Here is a 26,577-nt window from a genome sequence, read left to right on the forward strand (position 1 = left end):
CCGGGGCCACCGCGCACGCCCCCGCGCACGCCCCACTCGCGCGCCGCGCGCGCGCACGCGGGCGCCCCGCCGTATCGCTGTCCACCCCGGGCCCCGGCTTCCACCCCCGGCCTACGCTCGAGTCATGACCACCGCCGCCGCCCGCACCGCCCTCGACATCGCCGACTGGCGCCGCCGCGTGTTCGCGCTCTACGACGCCGTGCGCGAGGCCGACGACCCCGAAGACGCCCACGAGCTCTGGCGCATCGAGCGCGACGCGCTCTTCGCCGATCACCCCGCGACGCCGCTGCTCCCGGAGCAGCGCGACGGATTCGTGGGCCTGCCCCTCGCCCCCTACGACGCCGCCTGGCGCTTCGAGGTGCCGCTGCTCGACGCCGACGAGGCGTCGTTCGTCGCGACCACCGGCACCGACGGCGAGGTCGGCTTCGAGCGCATCGGTCGTGTGGAGCTCCCCGACACCGGATCACTCGACGTCTGGCGCCTCACGTCCTACGGCGGCGGACTGTTCGTGCCCGTGCGCGACGCGGCCGCCGGTCGGCCGGGCGGCACGTACGGAGGCGGACGCTACCTGCTCGACACCATCAAGGGCGCCGACCTCGGCCGCGGAGCCGCCCCCGACACCCTCGTCATCGACTTCAACTTCGCCTACAACCCCTCGTGCGCCTACGACCCGATGTGGGCGTGCCCGCTCGCTCCCGCCGGCAACGTACTGCCGGTGGCGGTCCCCGTCGGCGAACTGTACGGGGTGTGAGGGCCGAGCTCCTCGACATCCAGGATCCGGTCGGAAACGACGGCGGGCCGCCCCTCCAAGAAGGGGGCGGCCCGCTGTCGTCGTGCGCTCAGGACTCCGCGGCGGCGTCCTGCGCGGCGAGGTCGATGACGGGCGCGAGCTCCTCGCGCGTGAGGCGGATCCACGGGCCCGCCGGATCGATCAGGATGCCGGTGAGCGCGGGGTCGCTCGCGAGGGCCTTCGACAGCTGCGCACGGCTGATGGGCAGCGGCTGATCACCGCGGCCGAGCGCGAGGAGTTCGAGCGGGTGGCTGAAGACCTCGAGGAAACGCTCGCCCGCGGCTGAACGCGACTCGGCGACGCCGATCGGTCCGCCCTCCTCGGTGCGGTTGACGGCGATCCACATCGGCGCTTCGGCGACGATCGCCTCGACGATCGTGGCCACCGTCTCGTCGGTACGCGTGTCGCACAGGGCGGTCTTGATGCGCAGCTCCGGGTCGACCTCGGCCACCATGCGCTCGAGGAGCGCCTTGGGCAGCACGGCGCGGTTGTCACCGGATGCCGGGTCGAGCACGATTCCGGCGTAGGAGCCCGAGAGGACGTGTCGCAGCAGGGCCATGATGGGCTGGCCCATCGCGGAGGTGTCGTGGTCGCCGTCCGCCTCGACGCTCGCGCGGAGCGCCAGGCCCCCGCTGTACGCGAGCACGAGCTGCTCGTCGCCGCGGTTGGCGACGGCGAGCGGAAGGTCTTTGCCCTCGGCCAGCAGCGCCCGCGCGTCACCCTTCACGCGCAGGAACACGTGACCCTGCAGCAGCTGACGCGCGACGTTGAGCAGCTGGGCCGGCTCGGGCTGCCCCGAGATCTCGGCGAGGGCGTTGCCGAGCAACGCGTTGTCGCGCAGGCCCTGCACCGTCTCGGGCGCCTCGGGGGCCTCCATCGGGCCGGGCTGACGGGCCGACGGGCGTGCGGCGACCGGCGGGGCGTTCGTCAAGGTCGGTGCGGGCTCGGGCCCCGCCCCCACTCCGCGGAACGACGACATCGAGATGCCGACGGTCGGCGCGGCCTCGGCCGGAGCGGCGGGGGTCGCGTCAGCGGCGGGAGCGGCATCGCTCGGGCCGGCGGGGTCGACGGGCTGTTCGCCCGGTTCGATCATGGTGTCGGGCCGGTCGACCGATGCGTCGTCGGATTCGGACTTCTTGCGGCGCGAGAACAGAGCCATTCCGCCAGCCTATCCGGGCGGTCCGGGGGCCAGGGCCCCGTGGGCCCTGGCGGGGCGCGGCAACGCGCTGATGCGCGGGGCGCCGGGGCGCCGTGCGGGGCGGCGGGTCGGCGGGGCGCCGTGCGGGGCGGCGGGTCGGCGTGCGGGGCGGCGGTCGGCGTGCGGGGCGTCGGGGCGCCGTGCGGGGCGGCGGGTCGGCGTGCGCGGCGGCGGGTCGCCGTGCGGGGCGTTCGGGGCGAATTCCTCGACTCGGGGCGGAGAAATCACGCCCGGAACGCAAAAACTCGCCCCGAACCACATTGCGGCCCCACTCCCCGCAGCCCGAAGCACGCACCGACGCAGCCCGTCGCCCGCCTCAGCAGGCACCGAAGCGGGTCGGCCCGCGTGACCTCCCCCGCCTCGCGCGGACGCGCTACAGCTTCGCGATCGGCGCGATCTTCACCAGCAGCTTCTTCGGACCCACCGTGTCGAAGCGCACGTGCGCCACGCGCTTCGCGCCTTCGCCGGTCACGGCATCCACTCGGCCCTCGCCGAAGTCGTCGTGGCGGATGCGATCACCCGCGGCCAGAACCATGTCGCCGTTGTCGCGCACCTTCGCGGGGATGCGGTTCGGGAACTTGCTCGGGTCGGCCGGTGCGCGCTTGGGCAGGGGGACGAGGTCGTCGCCGTAGCGATTGCCCCCGCCGGGCTGGCCGGGGCGACGGCCGCGCGCGTTGAGCGCGCGGGACTGCGATCCGCCGCGGCCGTTCACGTCGCCCGGCGACTGACGCCAGTCGATGAGGTCGGCGGGGATCTCCTGCAGGAACCGGCTCGGCATGGCCACCGTGACCTCGCCGAACTGCGCGCGGGTCATCGCGAGCGAGACGTGCAGTCGTTTGCGGGCGCGCGTGATGCCGACGTAGAACAGACGACGTTCCTCCTGCGGCCCGCCCGGTTCGTTGGCCGAGATCCGGTGCGGCAGCAGGTCTTCCTCGACTCCGGTGAGGAACACCGCGTCGTATTCGAGGCCCTTCGCGGTGTGCAGGGTCATGAGCGAGACCGAGCCCGACGCGTCGTCGAGGTCGTCGGCATCCGCCACGAGGGTCACCTCGGTGAGGAAGTCGATGATCGTGCCCTCGGGGTTGTTGCGCGCGAACTCGCGCGTCACCGCGATGAGCTCGTCGAGGTTCTCGAGGCGCGCTTCGTCTTGCGGGTCTTTGCTCGCGCGCAGAGCGTCGAAGTAGCTGCTCTTGTTGAGCAGCAGCGTCAGGCCCTCGGTGACCGAGGTGGAGGGGGCGAGTTCTCCGGATGCCGGCAGCATGACCGCCGTGGCCTCGGTGAGCACGGCGTCGAGCTGATCGATCGCCTTCTGCAGCTTGGGGCCGACACCGAGCTGAGCGGAGTTGGCGAGGGCGTCGCGGAAGGTGATGTCGTGCTCGGCGGCATAGCGTGCGATCGCCGTCTCGGTCACGTCGCCGATACCGCGACGCGGACGGTTCAGGATGCGGCGCAGGGCCATCGAGTCGGCCGGATTGGCGACGGCCACGAGGTAGGCGAGGGCGTCCTTGATCTCGGCGCGCTCGTAGAACTTGGTGCCGCCCATGATCTTGTAGGGCACCGCGGAGCGGATGAAGATCTCCTCCAGCGCACGGGACTGCGAGTTGGTGCGGTAGAACACCGCGACGCCGGAGTAGTCGACGCCCTTCTTGTGCAGGGCCTCGATCTCGTCGGCCACGAACTGCGCCTCGTCGTGCTGCGAGTAGCCGGTGAACCCGATGATCGGGTCGCCCGCGCCGACGTCGGTCCAGAGCTTCTTGTCTTTGCGGTCGAAGTTGTTGGCGATGACCGCGTTGGCCGCAGACAGGATGTTCTGCGTCGAGCGGTAGTTCTGCTCGAGCAGCACGACTTTGGCGCCCGGGTAGTCGCGCTCGAACTCGCTGATGTTGCGGATGTCGGCACCGCGGAACGCGTAGATCGACTGATCGGAGTCACCGACGACGGTGAGGGATGCCGCGTCCTCGCCCGCGGGCTCCGCGTCGAAGATCATCATGCCGCCCGAGGAGAACGGCTCTGCGTCGGAGCCGACGGGGCGCGTGAGCTCGTGGATCAGTGCGTACTGCGCGTGGTTGGTGTCCTGGTACTCGTCGACGAGGATGTGCCGGAACCGCTTGCGGTAGACGTCGGCGACCTGGGGGAACGCGCGGAAGAGGTAGACGGTCTGGGCGATGAGGTCGTCGAAGTCGAAGGCGTTGGCCCGCTGCAGTTCGCGCTGGTAGGACGAGAAGATTTCGACGAAGACGCGTTCGGCGGGGTCGCTCATGTTGGCGGAGCGGGCGTACGACTCGGCGTCTGCCAGTTCGTTCTTGAGCTTCGAGATGCGGCTCTGCGTCCCCGCGGGGGTGAGGCCGAACGAGTCGCCCTCGTGCTCTTTCACGAGACGCTTGATGAGCGCGCGCGAGTCGCCGGAGTCGTAGATCGTGAACGACTTCGTGAAGCCGAACTGCTCCGCCTCGCGGCGGAGGATGCGCACGCACGCGGAGTGGAAGGTCGAGATCCACATGCCGTCGGCCTTCTGCCCGATGAGCTGATGGACGCGCTCGCGCATCTCGCCGGCGGCCTTGTTGGTGAAGGTGATCGCGAGGATCTGGCTCGGGTACGCCTCGCGCGTGCGCAGCAGCGAGGCGATGCGCCGGGTGAGCACGCTCGTCTTGCCCGAGCCGGCGCCGGCGACGATGAGCAGCGCCTGACCCCGGTAGGTCACGGCCTCCCGTTGCGGACCGTTCAGCCCCTCGAGCAGATCGGCGTCGGGTCGGGCGGCCGACGGTGCGGAACCGCCGACGATGAGGGGCGTGGAGGCGTCGGTCATGGCGCCTTCAAGTCTAGGCGGGGCCTCCGACATCGGCCTCGCGGCCGGGCGGCCTCACGAGCGCGACGCGCGCCGGTGGCCCGGGGTCACCCCCGACGCCCCGGGGCCACGCGCGGTGCCCCACGACGCCGGAACCCGCCCGACAGCAGTGCCGCCGACGTTACGCGCGACCCTCCCCCGCCGCACCCGACGACAGCAGCGACTGCGCGCGGGAGAAGTGCTCGGCATCCACCGTCACGTCCCAGCGCTCGGCCTCGAAGCCCTGCACCGACGAGAAGTCGCGGCGACCACCGGTGAAGGCGTGTCCGGCGAAACCGAAGACCGCGCCCCACACGGCACCGAGCACGAGACCCAGCAGCACGAACCCGAGGAATCCTCCGACGCTCAGCAGACCGATCAGCACGCCGATCATCAGGCCGAACCACGCGCCCGACGCGGCACCCAGCAGCGCCGCCCGTCCACGGGTCATGCGCCCCGTGACCTGCTCGACGATGCGTACGCCGTGTCCGACGATGGCGGTGTGCTCGACGGGGAACCCGGCGTCGGACAGGCGGTCGACGGCGGCCTGTGCCCCCGTGTAGTCGCTGAAGCTCGAAAGGACGCGGCGTTCGGGGGTGGCGCGGGTGACGTCGGACATGATCGGTTCCTTCCCTCGGGGTGCCCCACGCTAGACCCCCGAGGTGGTGTGCGAAGGGCGCTTGCACCCCCACCGTCGGGAGGTTAGGTGAAGCGGTGTCAAACCCGTCGGGCGCCGCGTTCCGAACCGCGAGGATGGACGCATGCGCCTCATCCTCAACGTCCTGTGGCTCGTGCTGTCGGGTTTCTGGCTCTTCCTCAGCTACCTCGCCGCGGGGGTGGTGCTCTGCATCCTGATCGTGACGATCCCGTGGGGCATCGCCTCGTTCCGCATCGGGCTGTACGCGCTGTGGCCGTTCGGCCGCGAGATCGTGGCGAAGCCGACGGCGGGCGTGGGGTCGTTCCTGGGGAACCTCGTGTGGGTCGTGCTCGCCGGCTGGTGGCTCGCCCTCGAGCACATCGTCACGGGGCTCGTGCTGTGCGTCACGATCATCGGCATCCCGCTCGGTATCGCGAACTTCAAGCTGGTGCCCGTCTCGCTGTTCCCGCTCGGTAAAGAGGTGCGCGAGATCCGCCGCGGCGGACCGTTCGATCAGACGCTCGGTCGCTGAACGTCGCCCACGCGGGCGGGGCGTCCGCGATCGGGCGCTCGAGGGCGCCGAGTCTCAGCGCGTGCGGCGTGCGTACACGCGGCGCGGCAGGGCGAGCAGGATGCCGACGATCGTGGCGATCGCGCCGATCACGGCCGTGACGCTCACGAGTTCCACCGGGAAGGCGCCGTCGCGCATACCGGTGAGGCGCGCGAGATCCCACGGCAGGATGCCGATCTGCTCGTTCCAGGAGCGCAGGGCGTCGCCCGCTCCCGCGACGGCGACGGTGGCGGCGGGGAGCGCGTAGCCGATCCCCATGCCCGCGAGGGCGATGCCCGCGGCGCGAGGGCGACCGAGTTGCGGAGCGAGCGACCAGCCCGCGGCGACGAAGACCCACGCCACGAGGGCGAACGCCACCATCAGGTAGAGGATTCGCACGGCCGGCACCGCCCACAGCGACGGCCATACGCCGTCGGGGCCCGACAGGGCGACGGCCAGGAGCCCGACGACGCAGCGCAGCACGAGGGCTCCCCCGACCGCCGCGATGATGGGCCACGGCGATCGGCGGCCGAGCAGGAGCCGCACGGCGGTGGCGAACAGGAGCCACCCCAGGATCGCGACGGCGACGCCGAGGAGTCCGTCACGCGGGGTCTGGACGATGCGCGTGGTGACGAGCAGCCCGCCGGGTAGGAGGATCATCAGCCAGCGATCCAACGGCAGCAGACCCAGGCTCGACTCGCGGGCCCGCCAGGGTCGCGTCGAGGCGATCCAGGTCGCGCGCGCGGCCGCGGCGCCGGGCCGACGGACCAGGCTCGTGCGAGCGGCGAGCATGCCGATCACGAGCCAGGCGACGCCCAGGGCCAGAAGCACGCGCGCGAGCCACTCGGTCGTGGGGTCGACCATCATGGGCACCCGCGCGAAGGGATCCACCAGCACGGCGATCACCGCACCGAAGGCCAGAAGGATGCCGAAGACGCCCAGGGCCAGGATGCCTCGCCCCGCCGTCGTCGCCATGCGTCAACGTTACCCGTCGCAGGCTGGGCGTCCGCTCGGGGCGGTCGGGGCTCGACCGCCTCCCCGGGCCGCTCAGCCGCGGTCGTGGAGGGTGACGTGATAGCCGTCGGGATCGGCGAACGTGAAGGTGCGACCGAAGGGACCGTCGATCGGATCCATGACGATGCGCTGGCCGTCCGCGGCGAGGGCGTCGTGGATCGCTTGCACGTCGGTCGCGAGCAGCCACAGGGCGACGCCCACGCCGGGCTGCGCGACGCCGGAGAGGTCGGTGCCCGGGGCGAGGTCGCGGAGCGCGAAGGCGATGGGGGCGGTGGAGAAGACGACCGCGTGCGGCGGGCCGGCGGGCGATCGCTCGAGGCCCAGGTAGCGCTCGTAGAACGCGTGGGAGGCGGCGAGGTCGCGCACCTGCAGGGAGACGAAGTCGGGACCGGTGACAGGCATGAGAACTCCTTGTGTGTCAGTTATCTGACATCAAGCGTATGTCAGAATACTGACATGACGCAAGAGCGGATCGATCTCGACACCTCCCTCGGCTATCTGCTGAAAGAGGCGGCCAGCGCGCTGCGAGCGGCGATGGAAGACGTGCTCCGCCCGCTCGGCATGACGATCACGCACTACTCCTGCCTCGAGCTGCTCGCGCAGCGCCCGGGCCTGTCGAACTCCGACCTCGCGCGCGGGGCATTCGTGACCCGGCAGTCGATGAACGTGCTCCTCCACACCCTCGAAGGCGACGGCATCGTCGAGCGACCCGCGACCCCGACCTCCGGCAAGGTCCTGCCCGCACGCCTCACGGCGAAGGGCCACGAGACGCTCGCCGCGGCGAGCGCGGCCGTGCGGGATGTCGAGCGGCGCATGCTCCACGGGATGACGGATGCCGAGCAGCAGGCCGCCCTGCGCGCGCTGCGCTCCATGGTGGCGGCCCTCCGGATCTGAGGTCACGGGCGGATTGTGTAACAATCCATCCATGCTTCCCGCTCTCGCGATCCTCGCTGCGGCGCTGTGCTTCTCCACGACCGGCACCGCGCAGGCCCTGGCCGGGGTCGACGCCTCGCCGATCGCCGTCGGCGCGGCACGCATCGTGGTCGGCGGCGGCATCCTGGGAGTGCTCGCCCTCGCCCGCAGATCCGCGCCCCGCCCCGCGACAGCGACGCGGGCGTCGACCGCCGCGCTCATCGCGGTCGGTGCGATCGGCGTTCTCGCCTACCAGCCGCTGTTCTTCCTCGGCACGCGCGAGAACGGCGTCGCCATCGGCACGGTCGTCGCGCTCGGGTCGGCCCCCATCGCGACCGGCATCGTGGATGCCGTGCGCCTGCGCCGCGCCCCCTCTGCGCGGTGGATGCTCGCCACCGCCGTCGCCCTCGCCGGGGTGGTGCTGGTGTCGGGGGTGACCGGCGGCACCGTGGCGCTGGCCCCCGGAGGACTGCTCGGGTCGGTCGGCGCGGGGATGTCGTACGCGCTCTACACGGTGTGCGGCAAGGCCCTGATCGAGAGGGGGTGGGACTCCACGCGCGTGATGGGTACGGTCTTCGGCGTGGCCGCGGTCGCGAGCGTCCCCGTCCTCCTGCTCGCGGGCACGGAGTGGCTGCTCACCCCGAACGGTCTCGCGCTCGCGCTCTGGCTGGGCGTTGTCACGACCACGGTCGCGTACCTGCTCTTCGGATGGGGGCTCGCGCGCCTCACCGCGGTGACGGTGTCGACACTCACCCTCGCCGAGCCGCTCGCCGCGACCCTCCTGGGCCTCTTCGTGCTGGAGGAGCACCTCACCCCGGTGGGCGCCCTCGGTCTCGCGCTCATCGCGGCGGGTCTCGCCGTGGTCTCGGCTCCCGTTCGTCGGCGTCAGGAGGTTCCGGATGCCACGTCTCGCGCGTGACGCCCCCACCCCGGGTCCTCGCGCGGCCGATGTCGTCGCCGACGCCGTCCGCGCCGGCATCCTGTCGGGGGAGCTCGCGCCCGGCGCACCCCTGCGCGAGGAGGAGCTGAGCGACACCTTCGGCGTCTCGCGCCACACCGCCCGGACGGCGCTCGCGCGGCTCACCGCCGAACGACTCGCCACCGCCGAGCCCTACCGCGGCGTGCGGGTGTCGTCGCTCGACGATGACGCTCTCGTCGCGCTGCAGCAGCTGCGGTGCGCCCTCGAGACCGAGGCGCTGCGGATCGTCCGCGACCGCGGCATCCGTCCTCCCGACGTCGACGCGGCGCTCGACGAGCTGGCTGCGGCGGAGGCATCGGGTGACTGGGCGGCGACGCTCGCAGCCCACGCCCGCGTGCATCTGGCGCTCGTCGAAGCGGCCGGCAGCGCGCGGATCGCGGAGGAATACCGCCGCCTCGACTCCGAGATGCACCTGCTGCTGACGCACGTGCGGCCCGCGTACTCGTCCGGCGCCCTCACCGAGGAGCACGGCGCCTACGTGACCGAGGCGCTGCGCGACCCCGAACACGCCGTCCGTGCGCACCTGGAGCACTCGACGCGGGCGATCATCGAGCGGCGGCGCGCGGGTTGAGCGACACGCGGCGACACCTCCCGTCACGCACCGCAACGCACCTTCGTCGGGACGGCGGGGCGAGGTTAGCGTGGGGGCACATCGCGGCGATCCGGGCGGTCCCGGGCCTCGGCTCATAACCGAAGGCGTGGCGGGTTCGACTCCCGCCGTCGCGTCCACGTCCCCGCCGCCGAGGCACCATGCCGAGCACTCCCCGTCACCTGCCATGCTGGAGGAATGACCTCCCCCGCACCCCAGGACGTCTCGGTCGGCAGCGAGATGATCCGCCTCGGCCCGTTCCTGAAGTTCGCGGGCGTGCTGGACTCGGGCGGTGACGTCAAAGAGGCGATCATCGACGGCTACGTCCAGGTCAACGGCGAGATCGAACGGCGACGCGGGCGTCAGCTGCAGGCCGGCGACGTGATCGCCTTCGAGGGTCGCTCCTTCCGCGTCCAGATCTGAGGCCCGCAGCCGGCGGAGCGCGCGGCTCTCGCGCCCGCCGGGACACGGCAGAGGCCCGCCCTCCCCTCGCGGGGAAGACGGGCCCGAAGATCGGCATCCCGCGCTCGTGACACGGGATGCCGCCGGAGCAGGTCAGTGCTCGTCGTAGTGGTCGCTGTGCAGCGCGTGACGGTGGCCGTCGTGCACGTAGTCGGCGTGGTCGTCGTGCTCCACCTTCTCGTGGCCGCAGTCGTCGCCGTGACGGTGGTCGCCGACCGAGTGCTCGGCCTGGGATTCGTGCTCGTCGTAGTGGTCGCCGTGCAGGGCGTGGTGATGGGTGCCGTGCACGTAGTCGATGTGATCGCCGTGCTCGATCTTCTGGTGTCCGCAGTCGTCGCCGTGGGCGTGCTCGTCGACGGTGTGCTCGGCGTGGGTTTCGGCGGTGCTCATTGTTCGCTCCCCTGGTCGGTCGGTTCGGTGACGTGGGCGATCGCGTCGAGCACGACATGGGCGACGTGCTGGTCGGCCAGGGCGTAGCGGATTTCCTTCCCGTCACGCTCCGAGGTCACCAGGCCCGCCTGCCGCAGAGTGCGCAGATGCTGCGACACGAGCGGTTGAGAGAGTCCGGATGACGTTGCCAGCGCGCCGACCGTGAGCGGTTCGCGGTTCAGCAGCCAGACGAGCGCGAGGCGCGACGGGCTGCCGAGGACCTTGAACAGCTCCGCGGCCTCGTCGAGTCCCGCGATCTTGTCCACGCCCTCACTCCACCGGACGCATAAACAGATTGCAATGTGCTTGTCATGTCGGGAACGGTTCTCGTTCGCGTTATCGCAGCGTCACTCCTGGGCCTACCCCTGCCGCCCCTTGAAGCGCGGGTTCAGCTTGTTGATCACGAAGACCTTGCCGCGCCGACGCACGACCTGCGCGCCGGGCTGCTTCTTCAAGGACTTGATTGATGCGCGGACCTTCATGGCATCCTCCTTTTTGATAACCGTTATCAATAACAGGCTAGGGTGTTCACGATCCCGAGACAACCGAGAGGTGGATGCCATGCCCCGCACGATCGCCATCATGGGCGTCTGCGCCCCGGAACGCCGGTCCTACGCCGAGAGGACCGCCGTCGCTCTCGAACGCCCTCTTCACCTTCTGCGATTCGCCGGTCTACGAGCCGCGCACGCTCTCCCGACCCCGCGCCCCCGCGCCTCGGACGACCACGCGGTCGTCGACCTCGCCAGCGACGTCGATCTGATCCACGCGCTCGTGGCTCGCGGAGGAGCAGACGTCGACGCGGTCTGCGTCGTCGACGCCCGCCACATGATCGGCGACCTGCTCGACGACGCCGCCCTGGTGGCATCCGCCCGCCCCGGCGACACCCGTGGCGACGTCGGCGCCCGCGCGCGCCAGGCCGCGCTCGCGCTCGAGCTCGCGACCCGCATCGTGTGGATCAACTGGGAGCATGTCCCCACACCCGCTCTCGCCGTGCAGATGGCACTCGCCTCGCACCTCAATCCCCGCGCCGTGCTGCGACTGTCCCGTGATCCCGTGAGCGACCTGCGCTCCCCCGCGAGGCACGAGGGCGAGCTGCTCGAGCGCGCGGGATGGGTGCGGGCGCTCAACGGCGAACACGCCCCGTTCATGCGCGACAACCGCGTCGCGACGCTCGTCTACGAGCAGGTGCGCCCCTTCCACCCCGAGCGCCTGTCCGCCGCCCTCGACCGATTGGACGACGGCGCGGCCGGTCGTCTCGTGCGCTCAGCGGGCTTCTGCCGCCTCGCCTCGCGGCCCGGCATCCTGGCCCGCTGGGAGCACGTCGGCTCGGCGATGTGGATCGAACCCCTCGGCGCCGACGACGGCCGCATGGGCCTCGGTCAGGAGATCGCCTTCACCGGTCTCGATCTGTCGGCGCCGCGCCTCGCGCACATCCTCGACGAGGCCGCCCTCACCGACGCCGAGCTCGCGGCCGGCCCGGCCGCCTGGGCGGCGTTCGCCGATCCCCTTCCGGCCTGGCCCGCCACGCAGCCCTCGATCCCGGATGCCGGCGACTGACCCGCACGCACGTGTCAAGCCGGTTCGCATGCACGGCGTCGAGGAGCACGGTGGAGTCATGAGCACTCCTGACATCCCCTCCCGCCACTCCGACGACGCCCACGCCGACTCCGCCGCGCCCACCGACGCCGTCACCGACGAGGTCCGCGAAGACGCCGCCGAGGCGGAGGAGCACGTCGACCTCGACGACCACACCGGCGACGCCGTCGAGCCCGACCCGGGGTTCCCCGCGGCTGACGGCCACGCCTGAGCCGCGGCGGCGTTCCGCGCCCGAGGGCGGGTGCCTAGGCGATCCGGGTCCCCGGCGGCAGGCGCCTCGCCGGCGTGCGCGTCCGAGCCGTTCCCCACGCCAACAATCCACCGGCGACGACGATCTGCACGAGCAGACCGACGAACCAGCTGGGCGCCGTGCCTTCGATCTGCTGCGCGGGGGTCGTGTAGTCGGGAACCTGTTCCGACGTGTACGTCGCACAGGAGTCGTACTCGACGCGCGGCTCCGGCGCGATCTGCGCCATGCGCACGCCGTAGGCGATCTGTGAGAACAGGTCGCTCGGGGAGCCGTGGTCGGGGTCGTAGGTCGGGGGCGTGGCGTCGGCCAGGATGACGAACGGGTTGGCCGCGAGCACCCACCAGACGCGATCGAAGCGGGGCACATCGGTGTAGCTGGTGTTCTCGACGCAGCCGATCTCGCCGGCGGACGGACATCCGTTCTGCGACGACGTCGCGAACGGGTCGCACCCGTCGGGCACGGCCGCGAAGTCGAAGTCGCGCGTCACGACCTCTTGAGAGGTGCGCAGGGCCGTCGCCCCGAGCCCGAAGACCAGCAGCGTCCCGATCGTCAGCGCGGCGACGATGAGGTACGTGCTCGCCACGGAGAAGAGCGGGCGCGCCACGATCGCGCTCAGTCCGACACCCATGGCCGCCACGATCCCGATCTCGACCACGAGGATCGCCAGGGAACTCAGGATGACGAGGGGGTTCAGCCCTCCGGCGAACGTCGACACCAGCAGGAACGGCACCGCCACCACGAGGAAGGCGAGCCCGGAGATCCATGCGGCGAGGAACTTGCCGATGACGATCTCCCCCGTGGTGACGAGCGTCACCTGCACCGGCGCGAGGGTCGCGGCATCCCGGTCGCCGTTGACGGCGCTTCCACTGAGCGTCGGCGACACCAGCAGGACCAGCAGCAGCACGAGCATGATGACGATCGAGAAGAACCACTCGTCACCGCCGCTCCACAGGGCGAACGAGGCGAAGGACAGCAGCAGCAGACCGAGCAGGATGAGCGCGAAGACGCCCAAAAGCACGTACCAGGCGACCGAACGCACACGCTGACGCAGGTCGACCCCGACGATGGTTCCCAGTCGGTGGAGGTTCATGCGCGGCTCCCGTCGTCGAATCGGTCGACCGAGGAGTCGCCCCCGGTTCCCGGTGACGTGCCCGGCGCCGTGTTCGTCTGCGATGCCTCACCCGGCGGGGTCGGGGCGGCGTCCGACGCCCCGGGCGCACCCTCCGCCGCGCGCGTGTCCGCGCGCAGGTCGAGGAACGCATGCTCCAGGTCGCCCACGGCCGGGGCGAATTCGACGACCGGCAACCCGGCGCTCGCGAGCGCGCGAAATCCGGCGACGGCCGCGGTCTCGTCGACGAACGGGACGAGCACGTCGCGGCGGTCGACACCCACCTCGGCGGCCGTGCGCCCCAGCGCTGAAGCGATGTCGGCGCGCGCGGCCGCGCTCGCACGCGAGGGGTCGGTCAGCAGACGGACGCGCCACGGCCGCACACGGGTGGCGGCAGCGGCGACCCGGTCGCCACCGACCGTGCGCCCGTCGACCACGAAGACGGCGTCGTCGACCACTTCTTCGAGCTCCGAGAGCACATGGCTCGAGATCAGGATCGTGCGCCCCTCTGCCGCGAGGCGCCGCAACAGCACGCGCAGCGCGATGCGGGCCTGCGGGTCGAGACCCGACGCCGGCTCATCGAGCAGCAGCACCTGCGGATCGTGGACGAGCGCACGGGCCAGGGCGAGCCGCTGCTTCTGCCCGCGCGAGAGCACCCGCGCGGCGGAGTCGGCGAGACCGACGAGGTCGACGAGCACGAGGAGCTCGTCCGCGCGAGCCCGGGCGTGCTCGCGCGACAGGCCGTAGAGCTGCGCGGTGGCCACCAGCACTTCGCGCGCGGAGAGGGCCGGCCAGGCGCCGAGAGAATCCGGCATCCATCCCAGGAGGCGGCGAGCACCTGCGGGATCGCTCAGCGGGTCGACCCCGCGGATACGCATCGTGCCGTCGTCGGGACGCAGCAGCGAGGCGAGCATCAGCATGAGGGTCGTCTTGCCCGACCCGTTCGGCCCGACGAGCCCCGTCACCCGGCCCGGCGCCGCCGAGAACGTGACGTGCTGCACCGCCTGCACCGCGCCGAACGAGCGCCTGACCCCCGCCACATCGATTCCGGCTTCCATGGGCCCACCCTAGGTCGACCCCCCGGGCACGCCGATCCCCCGCGTGTGCCGGCGCACGGGCGCCTCGCCCGCCTCGGCAGTCGAACGCGCCGATTCGATCCGCTCGCCGCCCGCGCGTGTCGCGCGCGCTCGGATCCGCTCGTCCGGCAGCCGCGGTCGGCTCTGTCCCGACGACGGCTCAGGATGCCGCGAGCGTCCGCCCGAGCGCATCGCCCGAGGTCCACGCGGTGCGCACCGCCGCGCTCTCGCCCCAGGCGTCGCCGCACGCCGACAGGCCCGGCGAGCGGAAGAACGGCTCGCCGGTCGTCTCGGTCGGACGAGCGAACGTCCACCGGTGCGCGTGGGTGGCGACCGGGTCGTCGTCGATCCGCAGCAGACGCTTCGTCGCGGCCACGACGGGCGCGACCGCCGCGTCCGGATCGTCGAGGTGGCGGTGCGCGCGCTCGCTCGTCGTGTGCACCACGAGCACAGGGGCGCCGTCCCCGCGCCGGTCGCCGTCGTCGGCGAGGAACGAGACGTCGGCGTCATCGGCCGCGAAAGCGCCGTGCAGGTCGGCATCCCACCGCCGCTCGTCCCACCGCAGCACCACGGCGATCACGGGCTCCCACTCCTGCTCCCCGCCCGGGGCCTCCCCCGTCAGCCGCGCGGCCTGGGGCGCGGGCATGGCCAGCACCACCTCGCCGGCGTCCTCGCCGTCGACGCGGAAGGGCTCGACGCGCCCGACGACGCGTTCCGCCTCGATGTCCAGCCCCTGGGCCAGATCGAGCGCGAGGGAGCGCAGTCCGAGGGGAGCCGCCCACCGCATCGGTCCGGGCTTCGGGGCGTGCGAGCCGTCGGGCTGGATCACCTGGAACGTGTCGGTCCAGGGGCGCGCGAGCTCGCGTTCCTCCCAGTCGGCCACGACGTGGGCGAACCCCTCCGCCTCGCCGACGACGAAGTACGACGCCCCGAGATCCACCGCGCGCCCGTCGATCGTGCGGCTGGACAGACGCCCGCCCACGCGCCGACCGCGATCGAGCACGCGCACCGACCGCCCGGCATCCTGAACCGCCCGCGCGCAGGCGAGCCCCGAGATGCCGCCGCCGACCACCGTCACATCCACCGTCATGCCGTCATCCTCACGCGGACGCGCCGGAGGACGGGCGGGGTTGCGCCCGGAAGAACTCCACGCCCAGGTCGGGGTGGTCGACGAACACCCCGTCCAGGTCGGCGTCGCGCAGCACGGCCCATTCCCCCCGCCAGTCGCCGAGAGCGGCCTTCCCGCCACCCCGGCGGTACCCCGGCAGGAGGAAGGCGTTCTCGGGGCGGCACGTCCAGGTGAACACGCGCAGGCCGCGGTCGTGCGCCGCGCCGACGAACGCGGCGGGTCCCTTCGCACGCCCCCACCGGTCGGGGGCGAGGACGAGCCTCTTGTCGGGGCTGATGCCCTCGGCCGTATCGGCGAGCGCGTCCAACCCCGTCCCCGTCAGCATCGAGACGTAGGTCGCGGCGTCGGAGCCGTCGCGTTCGCGCAGATCCCAGGGAGCCCCGTCCGCCTCGATCAACTGCACGAGCGGAACCCGGATGCCGCGCTCCCGCAGCCGCGCGAGCACGAGGGGCTCGAACGACTCGATCACCAGCGCGTCCGCGGCATCCGCCCATCCGCTCTCGCGCACCTCGGCCGCGACGAGCTCGGCCATGTCGAACCCGAGGCCGGAGAAGGCCGCGGCGTGCTTGATCTCGAGGACGACCCCGACGCCGCCGTCGCGCGCGAGATCGAGGACGTCGCGCAGGCGCAGTACGGGATCGACGTCGTCGTGCGCGGCGCTCGCGGGCCGGATCGCCGGGATGCGCTCGCGGCAGCGGAGGGTCTGCAGCTCCGCCCACGTGAAGTCCTCCGTGAACCAGCCCGTCAGACGCTCTCCGTCGATCACCTTCGACGTGCGCCGTGCGGCGAACTCCGCCCGGGTCGAGACATCGGTCGTCGCGGAGATCTCGTTCTCGTGCCGCACCACGAGCACGCCGTCCTTCGAGGGGACGACGTCGGGCTCGACGGCATCCACCCCCGCCGCGATCGCACGCATATAAGAGGATCGGGAGTGCTCCGGGAGGTATCCGGGGGCGCCGCGATGACCGATGACGACAGGCACCCCGTCACGGTAGCGAGGGCGGGTGAACAGCGGGTCCGCTCAAAGCAGAATCCCAGTCAGCACAAGGATTCCCGCGGCCCTCTCGGCTAGTGTTGTCTGACAGCACGGTGCTGTGATCACCATCTTTTGGAGTGTGAGTTCCCGTGGCCCTCAACAACCCGGCATTCAACAACCCGGCGTTCCAGGACCCTCGAGCCGGTGGCGCCCAGACGCGCTACAGCCCGCCCCCGGCCGTCGACCCCGCCGCCGCCGCGTCGATCGAAGGCGCGTACGCCGCACCGTCGGCGAGCGCCGTCGACACCGGCCGCATGACGGTCGAAGACACCGTCATGAAGACCTTGGCCCTCTTCGGCATCCTGATCGTCACCGCCGTCGTCGGCTGGATCTGGTCGATGGCCGGCGTCAGCGCGGCCAACCCGAACCCGAGCGCCGCTCCGATGATCGTCGGTGGCCTCGTCGGTTTCGTGCTGGCCATGGTCGCGACCTTCAAGAAGAAGCCCTCCGTCCCCGTCTTCGTCGCCTACGCGGCGTTCGAAGGCCTGTTCGTCGGCGGCATCTCGGCGTTCTTCGAGTTCATCTTCCCCGGCATCGTCCTCCAGGCGACGCTGGGCACCCTGTCGGTCGTCGGTGTGACGCTCGCCCTGTTCGCGAGCGGCAAGATCCGCGCGTCGGCCCGCGCCACCAAGATCTTCATGATCGCGATGGTCGGCTACCTCGTGTTCAGCCTGGTCAACCTCGGCCTGATGCTGTTCAACGTCCCGATCGCCGGTGGAGCCTTCGGCCTGCGCAGCAACGTCGAGATCTTCGGCATCCCGCTCGGCGTCATCATCGGCGTCTTCGTGGTGATCATGGCCGCCTACTCGCTGGTGCTCGACTTCGACCAGATCCAGCGCGGCGTCCGCAACGGTGCCGCCCGCGTCTACGGCTGGGTCGGCGCCTTCGGCATCATGGTCACCGTCGTGTGGCTGTACGTCGAGATCCTGCGTCTCATCGCGATCGTCCGCGGCAACAACTGACGTCTCCATCCGTCGCGCGAAGGGCCGTCCCGTTCGGGGCGGCCCTTCGTCGTTCCCGCGCTGACGCCCCTCTCTCCCGTCGAGTGTCCAAGACACGCCGCGACCGGGGACGACACGCGGCGTGTCCTGGACACTCACGCCCGCGCCGCGCAGGCCGCGGCGCGACACCCGCACACCACCCCCGCACTGCCGCAAGGGGTACGGGCGCCGGATGCCGCGGCACTAGCCTCCCGGCATGAGCCCCGCCAAGACTCCTCCCGAGATCCTCGACATCGACGGCCAGGAGGTGCGCGTGACCAGTCCCGACCGTGTCGTCTTCCCGGAGCCGGGCCTGACCAAGCTCGACCTCGTGCGGTACTACCTCTCCGTCGCCGACGGCGCCCTGCGCGGAGCGGGCGGGCGGCCCATGGTGCTCAAGCGCTTCTCGAAGGGTCTCGACCAGGAGCCGTTCTTCCAGAAGCGCGTACCCGAGAACCACCCCGCCTTCATCGACACCGCGACCCTGCGCTACGCCTCCGGCACCTCCGCCGAAGAGACGGTGATCCGGGATGCCGCGGGCCTGGCGTGGGTCGTGAACCTCGGCTGCCTCGACCTCAACCCGCACCCCGTGCGCGCAGAAGACCTCGACCACCCCGACGAACTCCGCGTCGACCTCGACCCGATGCCAGGCGTGGACTGGTCGCAGATCGTCGACGTCGCGTTCATCGCGCGGGACGTGCTGGCCGACCACGGCTTGACCGGCTGGCCGAAGACCTCGGGATCCCGTGGCCTGCACATCCTCGTGCGCATCCGCCCCGAGTGGGAGTACGCCGACGTCCGCCTGGCCGCGGAGACCCTCGCACGTGAGGTCGAGAACCGTGCGCCAGGACTGGCCACGGCCCGGTGGTGGAAGGAGGAGCGCGGCGAGAGCGTCTTCGTGGACTTCAACCAGAACGCCAAGGACCGCACGGTCGCCTCGGCGTACTCCATCCGCGCGCTCCCCGACGCCCGCGTCTCGACCCCGCTCACGTGGGACGAGGTGCGGGACCGTCGGCCCGAGGAGTTCACCGTCCTCACCGTGCCCGAACGATTCCGCGCGATCGGCGACCCGCACGCGGGGATCGACGACAGCGCCGGATCCCTCGACGCGCTCCTCGCCCTCGCGACGGAGCTCGGCCCCGCCGAGAAGCCCCCGCGCGGCTCCGACGGCTCCGGCCGTCGCGCCTCGACCATGCCGCTCATCGAGGTCGCCCGCACCAAGACCAAGCCCGAGGCGCTCGACGCCCTCGAGGCGTGGAAGACGCGGCATCCGCGGGCGAGCGCCGCCCTTCATCCGGCGGATGTCATGGTCGACGGCATGCGCGGCTCGAGCTCGCTCTGGTACCGCGTCCGCGTGAACCTCCAGCACATCCCGGATGCCGAGCGCCCGGCGCAGGAGGAGCTGATCGCCGACTACGACCCCTGGGCCGGCCGCACCGCGTCCTGATCCGCTGTCAACGAACCCACGATGTGACGCATCCCGTAGGCGAACGCTTCGTCGAGGTCGCCCCCGAGACGGAAGGCGCCTGTCAGCTCCATCGTGATGAATCCGAGCGCCCACGAGGTCAGCAACCGCGCCGCATCGAGGGCACGCTCGGACCCGACGATGGCCGCCGTCGCGCGAAGCACGGGTTCACTGGTCGCCGCGAGCCGCTCCGGATCGATCGATGACGCGAACAGCAGACGGAACGCCTCGGGCCGCTCCTGTCCGAAGCGGCGGAAGACGGTCAGCAGTTCGCCGAGGTCTCCCCCGGCATCCGACAGTCGACGTGTCAGCTCGTCCGCCGTCGAGATGCCGACCATTCCGAGGAGCGCCTCCCTGTCGCGGACGCGTTTGTACAGCGAGGGAGCCTTGACCCCGACGGCCGCCGCCACCGCCTGCATCGTGACAGCGGCCGGACCGCCGCTCTCGAGCAGGCGGGCGGCCTGCGTGACGATCTCGGCGAGCGACGTGCGTTCTGGTGTCGGCATCGGGCCTCCTCATGGCTACACAGATAAGCTATCATGGCTATTGCTCGTAGCCATCCCGCGAAAGGTCATCCCATGCGACTCGCCCCCTCCCTCCACCGCCTCGGCAACGACATCGTCGCCTCGTACCTCATCTCCACGCCCGACGGGATCACCCTCGTCGACGCCGGTTTGCCCGGCATGTACGCCGATCTGACGCGCGAGGTGGATGCCATCGGCCGCCCGCTCGACGACATCCGCGGCGTGATCCTCACGCACGGCGACAGCGACCACGTCGGCTTCGCCGAGCGCCTCCGCCGCGACCACGGCGTTCCGGTGTTCGTCCACGCCGCCGACGCCGACCGCGCGCGGGGCGGCGACAAGCCGAAGAACCCCGTCGGCCCGATCCGGCTCGGCCCGCTGGTGAGCTTCGCCGCGTTCGGCCTCCGCAAGGGGATGCGACCGCAGTGGCTGACCGACGTCGAGGTCATCGACGGCGACACCACGCTCCACCTCCCCGGCACGCCCCGGGTCATCTCGATGCCCGGACACTCGCCGGGCAGCATCGCCGTCTTCTCCCCCGAGGTCCGCGCCGTCTTCGTCGGCGATGCTCTGACCACCCGCCACGTGCTCACCGGCCGCACTGGCCCGGGTCCCGCGCCCTTCACCGACGACCCGGCCGAGGCAGTGGCCTCGCTGGCGCACATCGCCGACCTGGATGCCGACTGGGTCCTCCCCGGTCACGGACCGGCGTTCCGGGGCTCACCGGCCGCCGCCGTGAGCGCCGTCCGCCAGGCCGCGCGCGCCTGATCGCAGCAGCCGACGGACCGCCGCCATGAAGGCGATCCGCCAGACAGAGCGCGCCTGAGCCCGGACCTCACCGACTATCGACGCGACGACGCGTGACGACCAGCGCCGGGCTCAGCGACGCCGCGGGCGCGAGAGCGCGTCGCCGCAGGCTGCCGCGAGCGTCCGCATCGCGCGCGCGGGGCTGAGGGCCGACGCCGCCTCCACGGCCTCCGCCGACAGGCTCTCGCGCGCCTCGGCATCCGTCAGCACCCGGACGAGAGCCGAGACGAGCGCATCCTCATCCCCGTCCGGAACCAGGATGCCGCCGCCTCGGGCCAGCATGTCGCGCGGGCCGTAGCGGATGTCGTAGGCCACCGCGGGGGTCCCGTGCGCGAGGGCTTCGGCGAGGGCGAGCCCCTGACCCTCGAACGCCGAGGTCGTCAGGTACACCGCCGCGTGATCGAGGACGGCGCCGGGGTCGTTCGTGAGCCCCGGGAGCGACACGGCGCCGGCCAGCCCGAGCTCGGCGATCAGGGAGTCCAGCTCGTCCCGCTGGGCACCGGCCCCCCAGAGCTCCAAGCGTGCCGTCGGGACCTCGGCGACGACCCGGGCGAACGCGCGGACGGCTGCGGAGAGGCGCTTGCCGGGAGCCAGGCGCCCGAGCACGACGACCAGGTCGGCGTCGCGACCCGCCGCGGGGACGACCGTCCCGGGCGCGCGGACGGCGTGCGGCGCGACGAGGTCGTTCGCCGCGGTTCCGAAGCGTTCGCGCACGTCGTCGCGCTGGTGCGCCGTCGGCCAGAGCACCGCGTCGAAGCGCGGGGCGATCTCGAACCAGCGCGTCCAGAGCGGGTTGAGCGCGGAGTCGGCACGGTAGGGCGGTTCGAGGTGGATCGTGTGGACGGTGTGCACGATCCGGACGTCCTCGTCGCCCCACCCGACGACCAGCTCGCCGAGCTGCCGCGACTCGCAGATGACGACGAGAGGTCGCTCGTTCTGCGCCCGCAGTTGCGTGCCGAGGTGCGTGAGCCACGCGCGGTAGAGCGCCCCGAACCCGTCGATCACCCCGATGGAACCGCCGGTGGCATCCCGGATGACGATCGGCGCCGTCGTCAGGTGCCAGTCGGGGTCGACGACGGTGGGCAGCGCGACCGCCCCTCCGGCGACGTCCCGGTATTCGAGAGAGGGATCCGGCTCACCCGCGTGGGCAGCGTCGCGCACCCACTCCGCGGCTCCGCCGTCAGGGGCGACGGCCTCGTCGAAGAGATTGCGGAAGAGCCCGGATGCCGACACGGCCCCTCGCTCGACGAAGGTCTGCCGGTGCGCGGTGTGGGCGTCGGCGGTTCCCGGGTCGACGGTCAGCAGCAGAGGCGCCGCTCCGGCATCCGCCATCTGCCGCGCCCGCGCGAGGGTCGAAATCGTGTACCCCCCGTCGAGGTCGGGGATGAGCCTGCTCGACAGGATGAGGTACCAGGCGTCGGGGAACTCAGCGTCGCTCACGTCCCCATCCTCCCCCACCCGCAGCTCACCCCGCGGCGTGCCCGAGACTCGGTGATCTCGCGTTGCTCGTCGGGTCGCGGAAGGTGGCCCCGGGGCGCCGCGCGTGCAGCTGCAGACGTCGCGAGTGCCGTGCGTGGCCCGGGGCGACGAAAGTGGCCCCGGGGCCACCTCGTGACACGGTTTGAGGGGGATTCGCCGCCAAGGGGACCTCGACCGGCTGACACAGAGCAACGACGCCGCCCTCCGGTGGAGGGGTGTCGTCTTCGAGTCGATCGGGGAAGGGACCCCGCTCTCGACCCCATACCCTCAGCGGACCGACAGAGCGCCGCCGTCGCCGGACGGCGCAGGGGCACCGTCTTCGGGTCGATCGGGGTAGGGGCCCCGCTCTCGACCTGCGCGCCGCAGGCGCGCTCATACCTCGACCGGCTGACACAGAGCAACGACGCCGCCCTCCGGTGGAGGGGTGTCGTCTTCGAGTCGATCGGGGAAGGGACCCCGCTCTCGACCCCACACCCTCAGCGGACCGACAGAGCGCCGCCGTCGCCGGACGGCGCAGGGGCACCGTCTTCGGGTCGATCGGGGTAGGGGCCCCGCTCTCGACCCGAAGGCGGTGCCCCGGAGCCGGCCGACGACGTCGGCGCGGGAGCAGGCTAGACGCCTACTCCCACTCGATCGTCCCCGGCGGCTTCGACGTCACGTCGAGCACCACGCGATTCACGTCGCGCACCTCGTTGGTGATGCGGTTCGAGATCTTCGACAGCACGTCGTAGGGCAGGCGCGTCCAGTCGGCCGTCATGGCGTCCTCCGACGACACCGGGCGCAGCACGATGGGGTGGCCGTAGGTACGGCCGTCGCCCTGCACGCCCACCGAGCGCACGTCGGCGAGTAGCACGACGGGGCACTGCCAGATCTCGTCGTCGAGGCCCGCCTTGGTCAGCTCGGCGCGCGCGATGGCGTCGGCCTCACGCAAGATCTCGAGACGGTCAGCGGTGACCTCGCCCACGATGCGGATGCCAAGACCGGGCCCCGGAAAGGGCTGGCGGCCGACGATGGCTTCCGGCAGGCCGAGCTCGCGGCCGATCGCGCGCACCTCGTCCTTGAAGAGGGTGCGCAGCGGCTCGACGAGCTCGAACTGCAGGTCTTCGGGCAGGCCGCCGACGTTGTGGTGGCTCTTGATGTTCGCCGTGCCGGCACCTCCGCCGGACTCGACGACGTCGGGGTACAGCGTGCCTTGCACCAGGAATCGCACCTGCTCACCCTCGGCCGCGGCCTCGGCGACGAGGTCGGCCTGCACCTTCTCGAACGCACGGATGAACTCGCGGCCGATGATCTTGCGCTTCTGCTCGGGGTCGCTGACCCCGGCGAGGGCGTTCAAGAACGTCTCGCGCGCGTCGACGGTGATGAGCTTCACGCCCGTGGACGCGACGTAGTCGTTCTCGACCTGCTCGCGCTCGCCCTTCCGGAGGAGTCCGTGGTCGACGAAGACGGCGATCAGCTGGTCGCCGACGGCCTCGTGCACGAGCGCCGTCGACACAGCGGAGTCGACACCACCCGACAGGGCCGAGATCACACGACCGGTGCCGACCTGCTGGCGGATGCGCTCGACCTGCTCGGCGATGACGTTGCCGCTGTTCCAGTCGGCGGGCAGACCCGCAGCCTTGTGGAGGAAGTTCTCGAGCACGTTCTGTCCGTGATCGGAGTGCTTGACCTCGGGATGCCACTGCACGCCGTACATGCGGCGGGTGTCGTTCGCGAAGGCGGCGACGGGCGTGTGCGCGGTGCGGGCGAGGACCTCGAAGCCCTCGGGAGCACGCGAGACCTGGTCGCCGTGGCTCATCCACACGTTCTGCTCGGCGGGCTGGCCCTGCAGCAGCGTCCCCTCGGTGACCACGGTGGCGTCGGTCGCGCCGTACTCGCGCAGGCCCGTGTTGGCCACCTCGCCGCCGAGCGCCTTCGCCATGACCTGGAAGCCGTAGCAGATGCCGAGCGTGGGCACGTCGAGGTCGAACACGTCGGTGTCGAGGCTCGGGGCCCCGGCTTCGTACACCGACGAAGGACCACCCGACAGGATGATGCCGACCGGGTTCTTGGCCGCGATCTCCTCCGCCGAGGCGGTGTGCGGCACGATCTCGCTGTAGACGCCGGCCTCGCGGACGCGGCGGGCGATGAGCTGCGCGTACTGGGCGCCGAAGTCGACGACGAGGACGGGTCGCTGGGACGTTTCGGTCTGTTCGGTCACCGGGTGCCCTCCGGGGCGGAGACGGGAGCCGAGGCCGGGGCGGCCTCGCGCTCGGCGAGATAGGCGCGCACGCCGCGGGCGGTGCGCACCTCCAGGATGAAGGAGAGGAACGGCACCACGCCACCCAGGGCGAGGAAGACGAACCGACGGAACGGCCACCGCATCAGGCTCCAGACGCGGAAGCACGAGAAGAGGTAGACGACGTAGAACCAGCCGTGGGCGACGAGGATGGCCAGCGAGACGTTGACGCCGTCGCCGGTCGACAGGATCTCGCACCCGCTGCCGCCGGGCACGAAGAGCGAGAACCACTGGCAGTCGGGGCCGGGGACGGCATCCGCGAACCACAGGAAGCCGCCGGATCCGCCCAGGAACAGCTCCACGTGAATGGGCGTGTACTTCAGGATCATCTCGGCGACCAGCAGCAGCAGGCCGACACCGGTGATGATCGAGCAGATCTGGTAGAGCTTCAGGGCTCCGCGGATCGCCGGGAACGAGGCGAGCTTGGGGGCGCGGGGCATGGATGCCAGTCTAGTCGCGGGGTTCCGCGGGTTCTGCCGCGAGGGGGTCGGGCTGCTCGCCCTCGAACTGTTCGTCCTCGAGGTCTTCGACCTCCTTCTCCCAGGCGTCGCGCGCCAGGCGGTACCAGAGGTAGAGAGCGAAACCCGCGAAGACCGCCCACTCGGCGGCGTAGAAGATGTTCAGCCAGTTGACGCGCGAGCGCTCGTCGGGCGCCGGCGACGCGATGGCGTCGAGGGGGCCGATGGCCGTCTGCGACGCGATGTACTGCCGGTAGACGTTCAGCCCCGCCGTATCGCTCCAGCGCCCGAGCAGCATGGCCGGCGACATCCTCACCAGCGTCTGCGGATCGGCCCCGGCGGGCGGGACCGAGGGGCCCTCGTCGGAGATCAGGCGACCGGTCACCTCGACCTCGGCACCCGGGTCGGCCTGGGCGTCGGCCTGCAACTGCGCGGCGGCGGCGTTCGCCCGGCCGAGATCGCTCGTCCACCCCGTCGCCACGGCGATCGAGGTCGGCTCGGTCGTCCCCGAGACGCGGAGCTGGCCCGTCACCCAGTAGCCCTCGACGTCGTCGTTGAAGCGCGACGCCACGACGATGAAATCGGATGCCACCCACGTGCCGGTCACCTCGACCCTCTGCCCGACGAGCGGCTCGGGCAGGTAGTCGCCCGGCTGCACGACGTCGTCGAGCGGACGCACGACCTCGGTCTGCCCGGGCTCGGGCGGCGACGTGTCGACGGCTCTCCCGAGCTGCCACTGCCCGAGCCACGCGAGCGCTCCCGCCACCACGAGCGAGAACGCCAGGAGGGCGATCCACCGAGGCCGCAGCATGACCTCCCGCAGCGTGGGCGGGAAGATCTGAGGCGGTGCGGGGGCGGTCGCGGGAGTGGACGTCATGCGGTCTCCGGCGTCAGTGACCGTACGGGGCCACGACGACCTCGACGCGCTGGAATTCCTTGAGGTCGGAGTACCCGGTGGTGGCCATCGACTTCTTGAGCGCGCCGATCAGATTGGCGGTGCCGTCGGCGACGGGCGCGGGGCCGTAGAGGATCTGCTCGAGCGGACCCACGCGGTCGACCGCGACCCGGCGTCCCCGCGGCAGCTTGGCGTGGTGCGCCTCGGGGCCCCAGTGGAAGCCCCGGCCGGGGGCATCGGTGGCCCGCGCGAGCGCGACGCCGAGCATGACGGCATCCGCGCCCATGGCGAGGGCCTTCACGATGTCGCCCGAGGTTCCCACACCGCCGTCGGCGATCACGTGGACGTAGCGTCCGCCCGACTCGTCGAGGTAGTCGCGGCGGGCGCCGGCGACGTCGGCCACGGCGGTCGCCATCGGCGCGTGCAGGCCGAGGGTGGCACGGGTCGTCGACGCGGCTCCCCCGCCGAAGCCGACGAGCACGCCCGCAGCTCCGGTGCGCATGAGGTGCAGGGCCGCGGTGTACGTGGCAGCCCCACCGACGATGACGGGCACATCGAGGTCGTAGATGAACTTCTTGAGATTGAGCGGCTCGGCGACGCTCGACACGTGCTCGGCCGACACCGTGGTGCCCCGGATGACGAAGAGGTCGACGCCGGCGGCGACGACGGTCTCGTAGAGGTCGTGCGTGCGCTGCGGGGTGAGGGCACCGGCGACGGTGACACCGGCGGCGCGCACCTCGGCGAGGCGGTCGCGCACGAGCTCGGGCTTGATCGGCTCGGAGTACAGCTGCTGCATGCGCCGCGTGGCGTCGGCCTCGGGGAGGGTCGCGATCTCGGCGAGGAGCGGCTCGGGGTCGTCGTAGCGCGTCCAGAGACCCTCGAGGTCGAGCACGCCCAGGCCGCCGAGGCGCCCCAGCTCGATCGCGGTGCGCGGGCTGACCACAGAGTCCATGGGGGCTCCGAGCACCGGGATCTCGAACGGGAACGCGTCGATGGTCCACGCGGTCGAGACGTCTTCGGGATTGCGCGTGCGCCGCGACGGCACGACGGCGATGTCGTCGAAGGTGTAGGCGCGGCGGGCGCGCTTGGCGCGGCCGAGGTCGATCTCCATG

Annotated in this window: 29 protein-coding genes and 1 tRNA gene; 12 read left to right on the plus strand and 18 right to left on the minus strand. The window is 71.7% G+C overall.

Annotated features, from left to right (window positions below):
- The first annotated feature begins 124 nt into the window (after positions 1-124).
- Positions 125-751: a DUF1684 domain-containing protein gene (locus RWH45_RS03310; RefSeq protein WP_315993495.1), complete on the plus strand. Its 627-nt coding sequence runs from the start codon at positions 125-127 to the stop codon at positions 749-751.
- 88 nt (positions 752-839) lie between these two features.
- Here the strand turns inward: RWH45_RS03310 and RWH45_RS03315 are convergent, their stop codons facing one another.
- The 3 genes from RWH45_RS03315 to RWH45_RS03325 form a co-directional block, all read right to left on the minus strand.
- Positions 840-1,949 (minus strand): SseB family protein, encoded by a 1,110-nt coding sequence (locus RWH45_RS03315; RefSeq protein WP_315993496.1) that lies wholly within the window; start codon positions 1,947-1,949, stop codon positions 840-842.
- Between the two features lie 412 nt (positions 1,950-2,361).
- Positions 2,362-4,794, minus strand: coding sequence for an ATP-dependent helicase (locus RWH45_RS03320; protein WP_315993497.1), 2,433 nt, complete (start codon positions 4,792-4,794; stop codon positions 2,362-2,364).
- Between the two features lie 160 nt (positions 4,795-4,954).
- The gene (locus RWH45_RS03325; protein WP_315993498.1) at positions 4,955-5,431 is read right to left on the minus strand and encodes a YflT domain-containing protein; all 477 of its coding nucleotides are present in this window, start codon (positions 5,429-5,431) and stop codon (positions 4,955-4,957) included.
- Between the two features lie 142 nt (positions 5,432-5,573).
- Here RWH45_RS03325 and RWH45_RS03330 point away from each other — a divergent pair, with 142 nt between their 5' ends.
- Positions 5,574-5,981 (plus strand): YccF domain-containing protein, encoded by a 408-nt coding sequence (locus RWH45_RS03330; protein ID WP_315993499.1) that lies wholly within the window; start codon positions 5,574-5,576, stop codon positions 5,979-5,981.
- A gap of 54 nt (positions 5,982-6,035) precedes the next feature.
- On the opposite strand, the gene RWH45_RS03335 is transcribed toward RWH45_RS03330, so the two are convergent.
- Entirely contained in the window at positions 6,036-6,974 is a 939-nt protein-coding gene (locus RWH45_RS03335; protein WP_315993500.1) for a hypothetical protein, read from the minus strand.
- A 72-nt stretch (positions 6,975-7,046) separates the two neighbouring features.
- On the minus strand, positions 7,047-7,415 hold the full coding sequence (locus tag RWH45_RS03340; RefSeq protein ID WP_315993501.1) for a VOC family protein: 369 nt from the start codon (positions 7,413-7,415) through the stop codon (positions 7,047-7,049).
- Positions 7,416-7,469: 54 nt separating this feature from the next.
- On the opposite strand from RWH45_RS03340, the gene RWH45_RS03345 reads away from it, so the two are divergent.
- From RWH45_RS03345 to RWH45_RS03365, 5 genes are all read left to right on the plus strand, one after another.
- On the plus strand, positions 7,470-7,907 hold the full coding sequence (locus tag RWH45_RS03345) for a MarR family winged helix-turn-helix transcriptional regulator (protein WP_315993502.1): 438 nt from the start codon (positions 7,470-7,472) through the stop codon (positions 7,905-7,907).
- Between the two features lie 31 nt (positions 7,908-7,938).
- Positions 7,939-8,844 carry a DMT family transporter gene (locus tag RWH45_RS03350; protein ID WP_315993503.1) on the plus strand — a complete coding sequence of 302 codons (906 nt, stop codon included), beginning with the start codon at positions 7,939-7,941 and terminating at the stop codon, positions 8,842-8,844.
- A complete protein-coding gene (locus RWH45_RS03355) occupies positions 8,825-9,475 on the plus strand; it encodes a GntR family transcriptional regulator (protein WP_315993504.1) in 651 nt (216 codons plus the stop codon). The genes RWH45_RS03350 and RWH45_RS03355 overlap by 20 nt, the downstream gene beginning before the upstream one ends.
- Before the next feature lie 82 nt (positions 9,476-9,557).
- Positions 9,558-9,633 (plus strand) — tRNA-Met (locus RWH45_RS03360).
- Positions 9,634-9,691: 58 nt separating this feature from the next.
- The gene (locus RWH45_RS03365; RefSeq protein ID WP_315993505.1) at positions 9,692-9,916 is read left to right on the plus strand and encodes an RNA-binding S4 domain-containing protein; all 225 of its coding nucleotides are present in this window, start codon (positions 9,692-9,694) and stop codon (positions 9,914-9,916) included.
- Between the two features lie 132 nt (positions 9,917-10,048).
- Here the strand turns inward: RWH45_RS03365 and RWH45_RS03370 are convergent, their stop codons facing one another.
- From RWH45_RS03370 to ykgO, 3 genes are all read right to left on the minus strand, one after another.
- Positions 10,049-10,345 carry a hypothetical protein gene (locus tag RWH45_RS03370; protein WP_315993506.1) on the minus strand — a complete coding sequence of 99 codons (297 nt, stop codon included), beginning with the start codon at positions 10,343-10,345 and terminating at the stop codon, positions 10,049-10,051.
- A complete protein-coding gene (locus tag RWH45_RS03375; RefSeq protein ID WP_315993507.1) occupies positions 10,342-10,650 on the minus strand; it encodes an ArsR/SmtB family transcription factor in 309 nt (102 codons plus the stop codon). Before RWH45_RS03375 ends, RWH45_RS03370 begins: the two co-directional genes overlap by 4 nt.
- A gap of 93 nt (positions 10,651-10,743) precedes the next feature.
- Complete coding sequence (ykgO, locus tag RWH45_RS03380) at positions 10,744-10,866, minus strand: type B 50S ribosomal protein L36 (RefSeq protein WP_056226526.1); 123 nt, start codon at positions 10,864-10,866, stop codon at positions 10,744-10,746.
- A gap of 79 nt (positions 10,867-10,945) precedes the next feature.
- Here ykgO and RWH45_RS03385 point away from each other — a divergent pair, with 79 nt between their 5' ends.
- Both RWH45_RS03385 and RWH45_RS03390 read left to right on the plus strand, forming a co-directional pair.
- Entirely contained in the window at positions 10,946-11,941 is a 996-nt protein-coding gene (locus RWH45_RS03385) for a GTP-binding protein (RefSeq protein WP_315993508.1), read from the plus strand.
- Positions 11,942-11,999: 58 nt separating this feature from the next.
- A complete protein-coding gene (locus RWH45_RS03390) occupies positions 12,000-12,191 on the plus strand; it encodes a hypothetical protein (RefSeq protein ID WP_315993509.1) in 192 nt (63 codons plus the stop codon).
- A gap of 34 nt (positions 12,192-12,225) precedes the next feature.
- Here the strand turns inward: RWH45_RS03390 and RWH45_RS03395 are convergent, their stop codons facing one another.
- From RWH45_RS03395 to RWH45_RS03410, 4 genes are all read right to left on the minus strand, one after another.
- Complete coding sequence (locus tag RWH45_RS03395; protein WP_315993510.1) at positions 12,226-13,320, minus strand: ABC transporter permease; 1,095 nt, start codon at positions 13,318-13,320, stop codon at positions 12,226-12,228.
- Positions 13,317-14,396 carry an ABC transporter ATP-binding protein gene (locus RWH45_RS03400; protein WP_315993511.1) on the minus strand — a complete coding sequence of 360 codons (1,080 nt, stop codon included), beginning with the start codon at positions 14,394-14,396 and terminating at the stop codon, positions 13,317-13,319. Before RWH45_RS03400 ends, RWH45_RS03395 begins: the two co-directional genes overlap by 4 nt.
- 178 nt (positions 14,397-14,574) lie before the next feature.
- Complete coding sequence (locus tag RWH45_RS03405; protein WP_315993512.1) at positions 14,575-15,504, minus strand: NAD(P)/FAD-dependent oxidoreductase; 930 nt, start codon at positions 15,502-15,504, stop codon at positions 14,575-14,577.
- Between the two features lie 10 nt (positions 15,505-15,514).
- Positions 15,515-16,525: a glycerophosphodiester phosphodiesterase family protein gene (locus RWH45_RS03410; protein WP_315993513.1), complete on the minus strand. Its 1,011-nt coding sequence runs from the start codon at positions 16,523-16,525 to the stop codon at positions 15,515-15,517.
- A 143-nt stretch (positions 16,526-16,668) separates the two neighbouring features.
- On the opposite strand from RWH45_RS03410, the gene RWH45_RS03415 reads away from it, so the two are divergent.
- Both RWH45_RS03415 and ligD read left to right on the plus strand, forming a co-directional pair.
- Positions 16,669-17,541: a Bax inhibitor-1/YccA family protein gene (locus tag RWH45_RS03415; protein WP_315993514.1), complete on the plus strand. Its 873-nt coding sequence runs from the start codon at positions 16,669-16,671 to the stop codon at positions 17,539-17,541.
- 235 nt (positions 17,542-17,776) lie between these two features.
- Positions 17,777-19,006: a non-homologous end-joining DNA ligase gene (gene ligD, locus RWH45_RS03420; RefSeq protein ID WP_315993515.1), complete on the plus strand. Its 1,230-nt coding sequence runs from the start codon at positions 17,777-17,779 to the stop codon at positions 19,004-19,006.
- Here the strand turns inward: ligD and RWH45_RS03425 are convergent.
- A complete protein-coding gene (locus RWH45_RS03425) occupies positions 18,973-19,530 on the minus strand; it encodes a TetR/AcrR family transcriptional regulator (RefSeq protein WP_315993516.1) in 558 nt (185 codons plus the stop codon). The two genes, ligD and RWH45_RS03425, sit on opposite strands and share 34 nt — an antisense overlap.
- A 72-nt stretch (positions 19,531-19,602) precedes the next feature.
- On the opposite strand from RWH45_RS03425, the gene RWH45_RS03430 reads away from it, so the two are divergent.
- Positions 19,603-20,316, plus strand: a complete 714-nt coding sequence (locus RWH45_RS03430) for an MBL fold metallo-hydrolase (RefSeq protein WP_315993517.1) — start codon at positions 19,603-19,605, stop codon at positions 20,314-20,316.
- Positions 20,317-20,427: 111 nt separating this feature from the next.
- Here the strand turns inward: RWH45_RS03430 and RWH45_RS03435 are convergent, their stop codons facing one another.
- The 5 genes from RWH45_RS03435 to RWH45_RS03455 form a co-directional block, all read right to left on the minus strand.
- Positions 20,428-21,795 carry a glycosyltransferase gene (locus tag RWH45_RS03435; protein ID WP_315993518.1) on the minus strand — a complete coding sequence of 456 codons (1,368 nt, stop codon included), beginning with the start codon at positions 21,793-21,795 and terminating at the stop codon, positions 20,428-20,430.
- A 658-nt stretch (positions 21,796-22,453) separates the two neighbouring features.
- Positions 22,454-24,034, minus strand: a complete 1,581-nt coding sequence (gene guaA, locus RWH45_RS03440; protein ID WP_315993519.1) for a glutamine-hydrolyzing GMP synthase — start codon at positions 24,032-24,034, stop codon at positions 22,454-22,456.
- On the minus strand, positions 24,031-24,552 hold the full coding sequence (locus RWH45_RS03445) for a DUF3817 domain-containing protein (RefSeq protein WP_315993520.1): 522 nt from the start codon (positions 24,550-24,552) through the stop codon (positions 24,031-24,033). Before RWH45_RS03445 ends, guaA begins: the two co-directional genes overlap by 4 nt.
- A gap of 10 nt (positions 24,553-24,562) precedes the next feature.
- Entirely contained in the window at positions 24,563-25,447 is an 885-nt protein-coding gene (locus RWH45_RS03450; RefSeq protein ID WP_315993521.1) for an SURF1 family protein, read from the minus strand.
- A 13-nt stretch (positions 25,448-25,460) separates the two neighbouring features.
- Positions 25,461-26,576: a GuaB3 family IMP dehydrogenase-related protein gene (locus RWH45_RS03455; RefSeq protein WP_076673877.1), complete on the minus strand. Its 1,116-nt coding sequence runs from the start codon at positions 26,574-26,576 to the stop codon at positions 25,461-25,463.
- Position 26,577: the final 1 nt, after the last annotated feature.

Source organism: Microbacterium galbum (assembly GCF_032464915.1).
Lineage (GTDB): Bacteria > Actinomycetota > Actinomycetes > Actinomycetales > Microbacteriaceae > Microbacterium > Microbacterium galbum.

Bases quoted from the DNA above. Each gene is read 5' to 3' on its own strand.
- RWH45_RS03390 (WP_315993509.1), top strand. From the start codon at position 12,000: ATGAGCACTCCTGACATCCCCTCCCGCCACTCCGACGACGCCCACGCC.
- RWH45_RS03395 (WP_315993510.1), bottom strand. From the start codon at position 13,320: ATGAACCTCCACCGACTGGGAACCATCGTCGGGGTCGACCTGCGTCAG.
- RWH45_RS03430 (WP_315993517.1), top strand. From the start codon at position 19,603: ATGCGACTCGCCCCCTCCCTCCACCGCCTCGGCAACGACATCGTCGCC.
- RWH45_RS03355 (WP_315993504.1), top strand. From the start codon at position 8,825: ATGCCACGTCTCGCGCGTGACGCCCCCACCCCGGGTCCTCGCGCGGCC.
- RWH45_RS03405 (WP_315993512.1), bottom strand. From the start codon at position 15,504: ATGACGGTGGATGTGACGGTGGTCGGCGGCGGCATCTCGGGGCTCGCC.
- RWH45_RS03445 (WP_315993520.1), bottom strand. From the start codon at position 24,552: ATGCCCCGCGCCCCCAAGCTCGCCTCGTTCCCGGCGATCCGCGGAGCC.
- RWH45_RS03340 (WP_315993501.1), bottom strand. From the start codon at position 7,415: ATGCCTGTCACCGGTCCCGACTTCGTCTCCCTGCAGGTGCGCGACCTC.
- RWH45_RS03330 (WP_315993499.1), top strand. From the start codon at position 5,574: ATGCGCCTCATCCTCAACGTCCTGTGGCTCGTGCTGTCGGGTTTCTGG.
- RWH45_RS03400 (WP_315993511.1), bottom strand. From the start codon at position 14,396: ATGGAAGCCGGAATCGATGTGGCGGGGGTCAGGCGCTCGTTCGGCGCG.
- RWH45_RS03315 (WP_315993496.1), bottom strand. From the start codon at position 1,949: ATGGCTCTGTTCTCGCGCCGCAAGAAGTCCGAATCCGACGACGCATCG.
- RWH45_RS03345 (WP_315993502.1), top strand. From the start codon at position 7,470: ATGACGCAAGAGCGGATCGATCTCGACACCTCCCTCGGCTATCTGCTG.
- RWH45_RS03310 (WP_315993495.1), top strand. From the start codon at position 125: ATGACCACCGCCGCCGCCCGCACCGCCCTCGACATCGCCGACTGGCGC.
- RWH45_RS03450 (WP_315993521.1), bottom strand. From the start codon at position 25,447: ATGACGTCCACTCCCGCGACCGCCCCCGCACCGCCTCAGATCTTCCCG.
- RWH45_RS03325 (WP_315993498.1), bottom strand. From the start codon at position 5,431: ATGTCCGACGTCACCCGCGCCACCCCCGAACGCCGCGTCCTTTCGAGC.
- RWH45_RS03370 (WP_315993506.1), bottom strand. From the start codon at position 10,345: ATGAGCACCGCCGAAACCCACGCCGAGCACACCGTCGACGAGCACGCC.
- RWH45_RS03365 (WP_315993505.1), top strand. From the start codon at position 9,692: ATGACCTCCCCCGCACCCCAGGACGTCTCGGTCGGCAGCGAGATGATC.
- RWH45_RS03320 (WP_315993497.1), bottom strand. From the start codon at position 4,794: ATGACCGACGCCTCCACGCCCCTCATCGTCGGCGGTTCCGCACCGTCG.
- RWH45_RS03425 (WP_315993516.1), bottom strand. From the start codon at position 19,530: ATGCCGACACCAGAACGCACGTCGCTCGCCGAGATCGTCACGCAGGCC.
- RWH45_RS03455 (WP_076673877.1), bottom strand. From the start codon at position 26,576: ATGGAGATCGACCTCGGCCGCGCCAAGCGCGCCCGCCGCGCCTACACC.
- RWH45_RS03350 (WP_315993503.1), top strand. From the start codon at position 7,939: ATGCTTCCCGCTCTCGCGATCCTCGCTGCGGCGCTGTGCTTCTCCACG.
- ykgO (WP_056226526.1), bottom strand. From the start codon at position 10,866: ATGAAGGTCCGCGCATCAATCAAGTCCTTGAAGAAGCAGCCCGGCGCG.
- RWH45_RS03385 (WP_315993508.1), top strand. From the start codon at position 10,946: ATGCCCCGCACGATCGCCATCATGGGCGTCTGCGCCCCGGAACGCCGG.
- ligD (WP_315993515.1), top strand. From the start codon at position 17,777: ATGAGCCCCGCCAAGACTCCTCCCGAGATCCTCGACATCGACGGCCAG.
- RWH45_RS03335 (WP_315993500.1), bottom strand. From the start codon at position 6,974: ATGGCGACGACGGCGGGGCGAGGCATCCTGGCCCTGGGCGTCTTCGGC.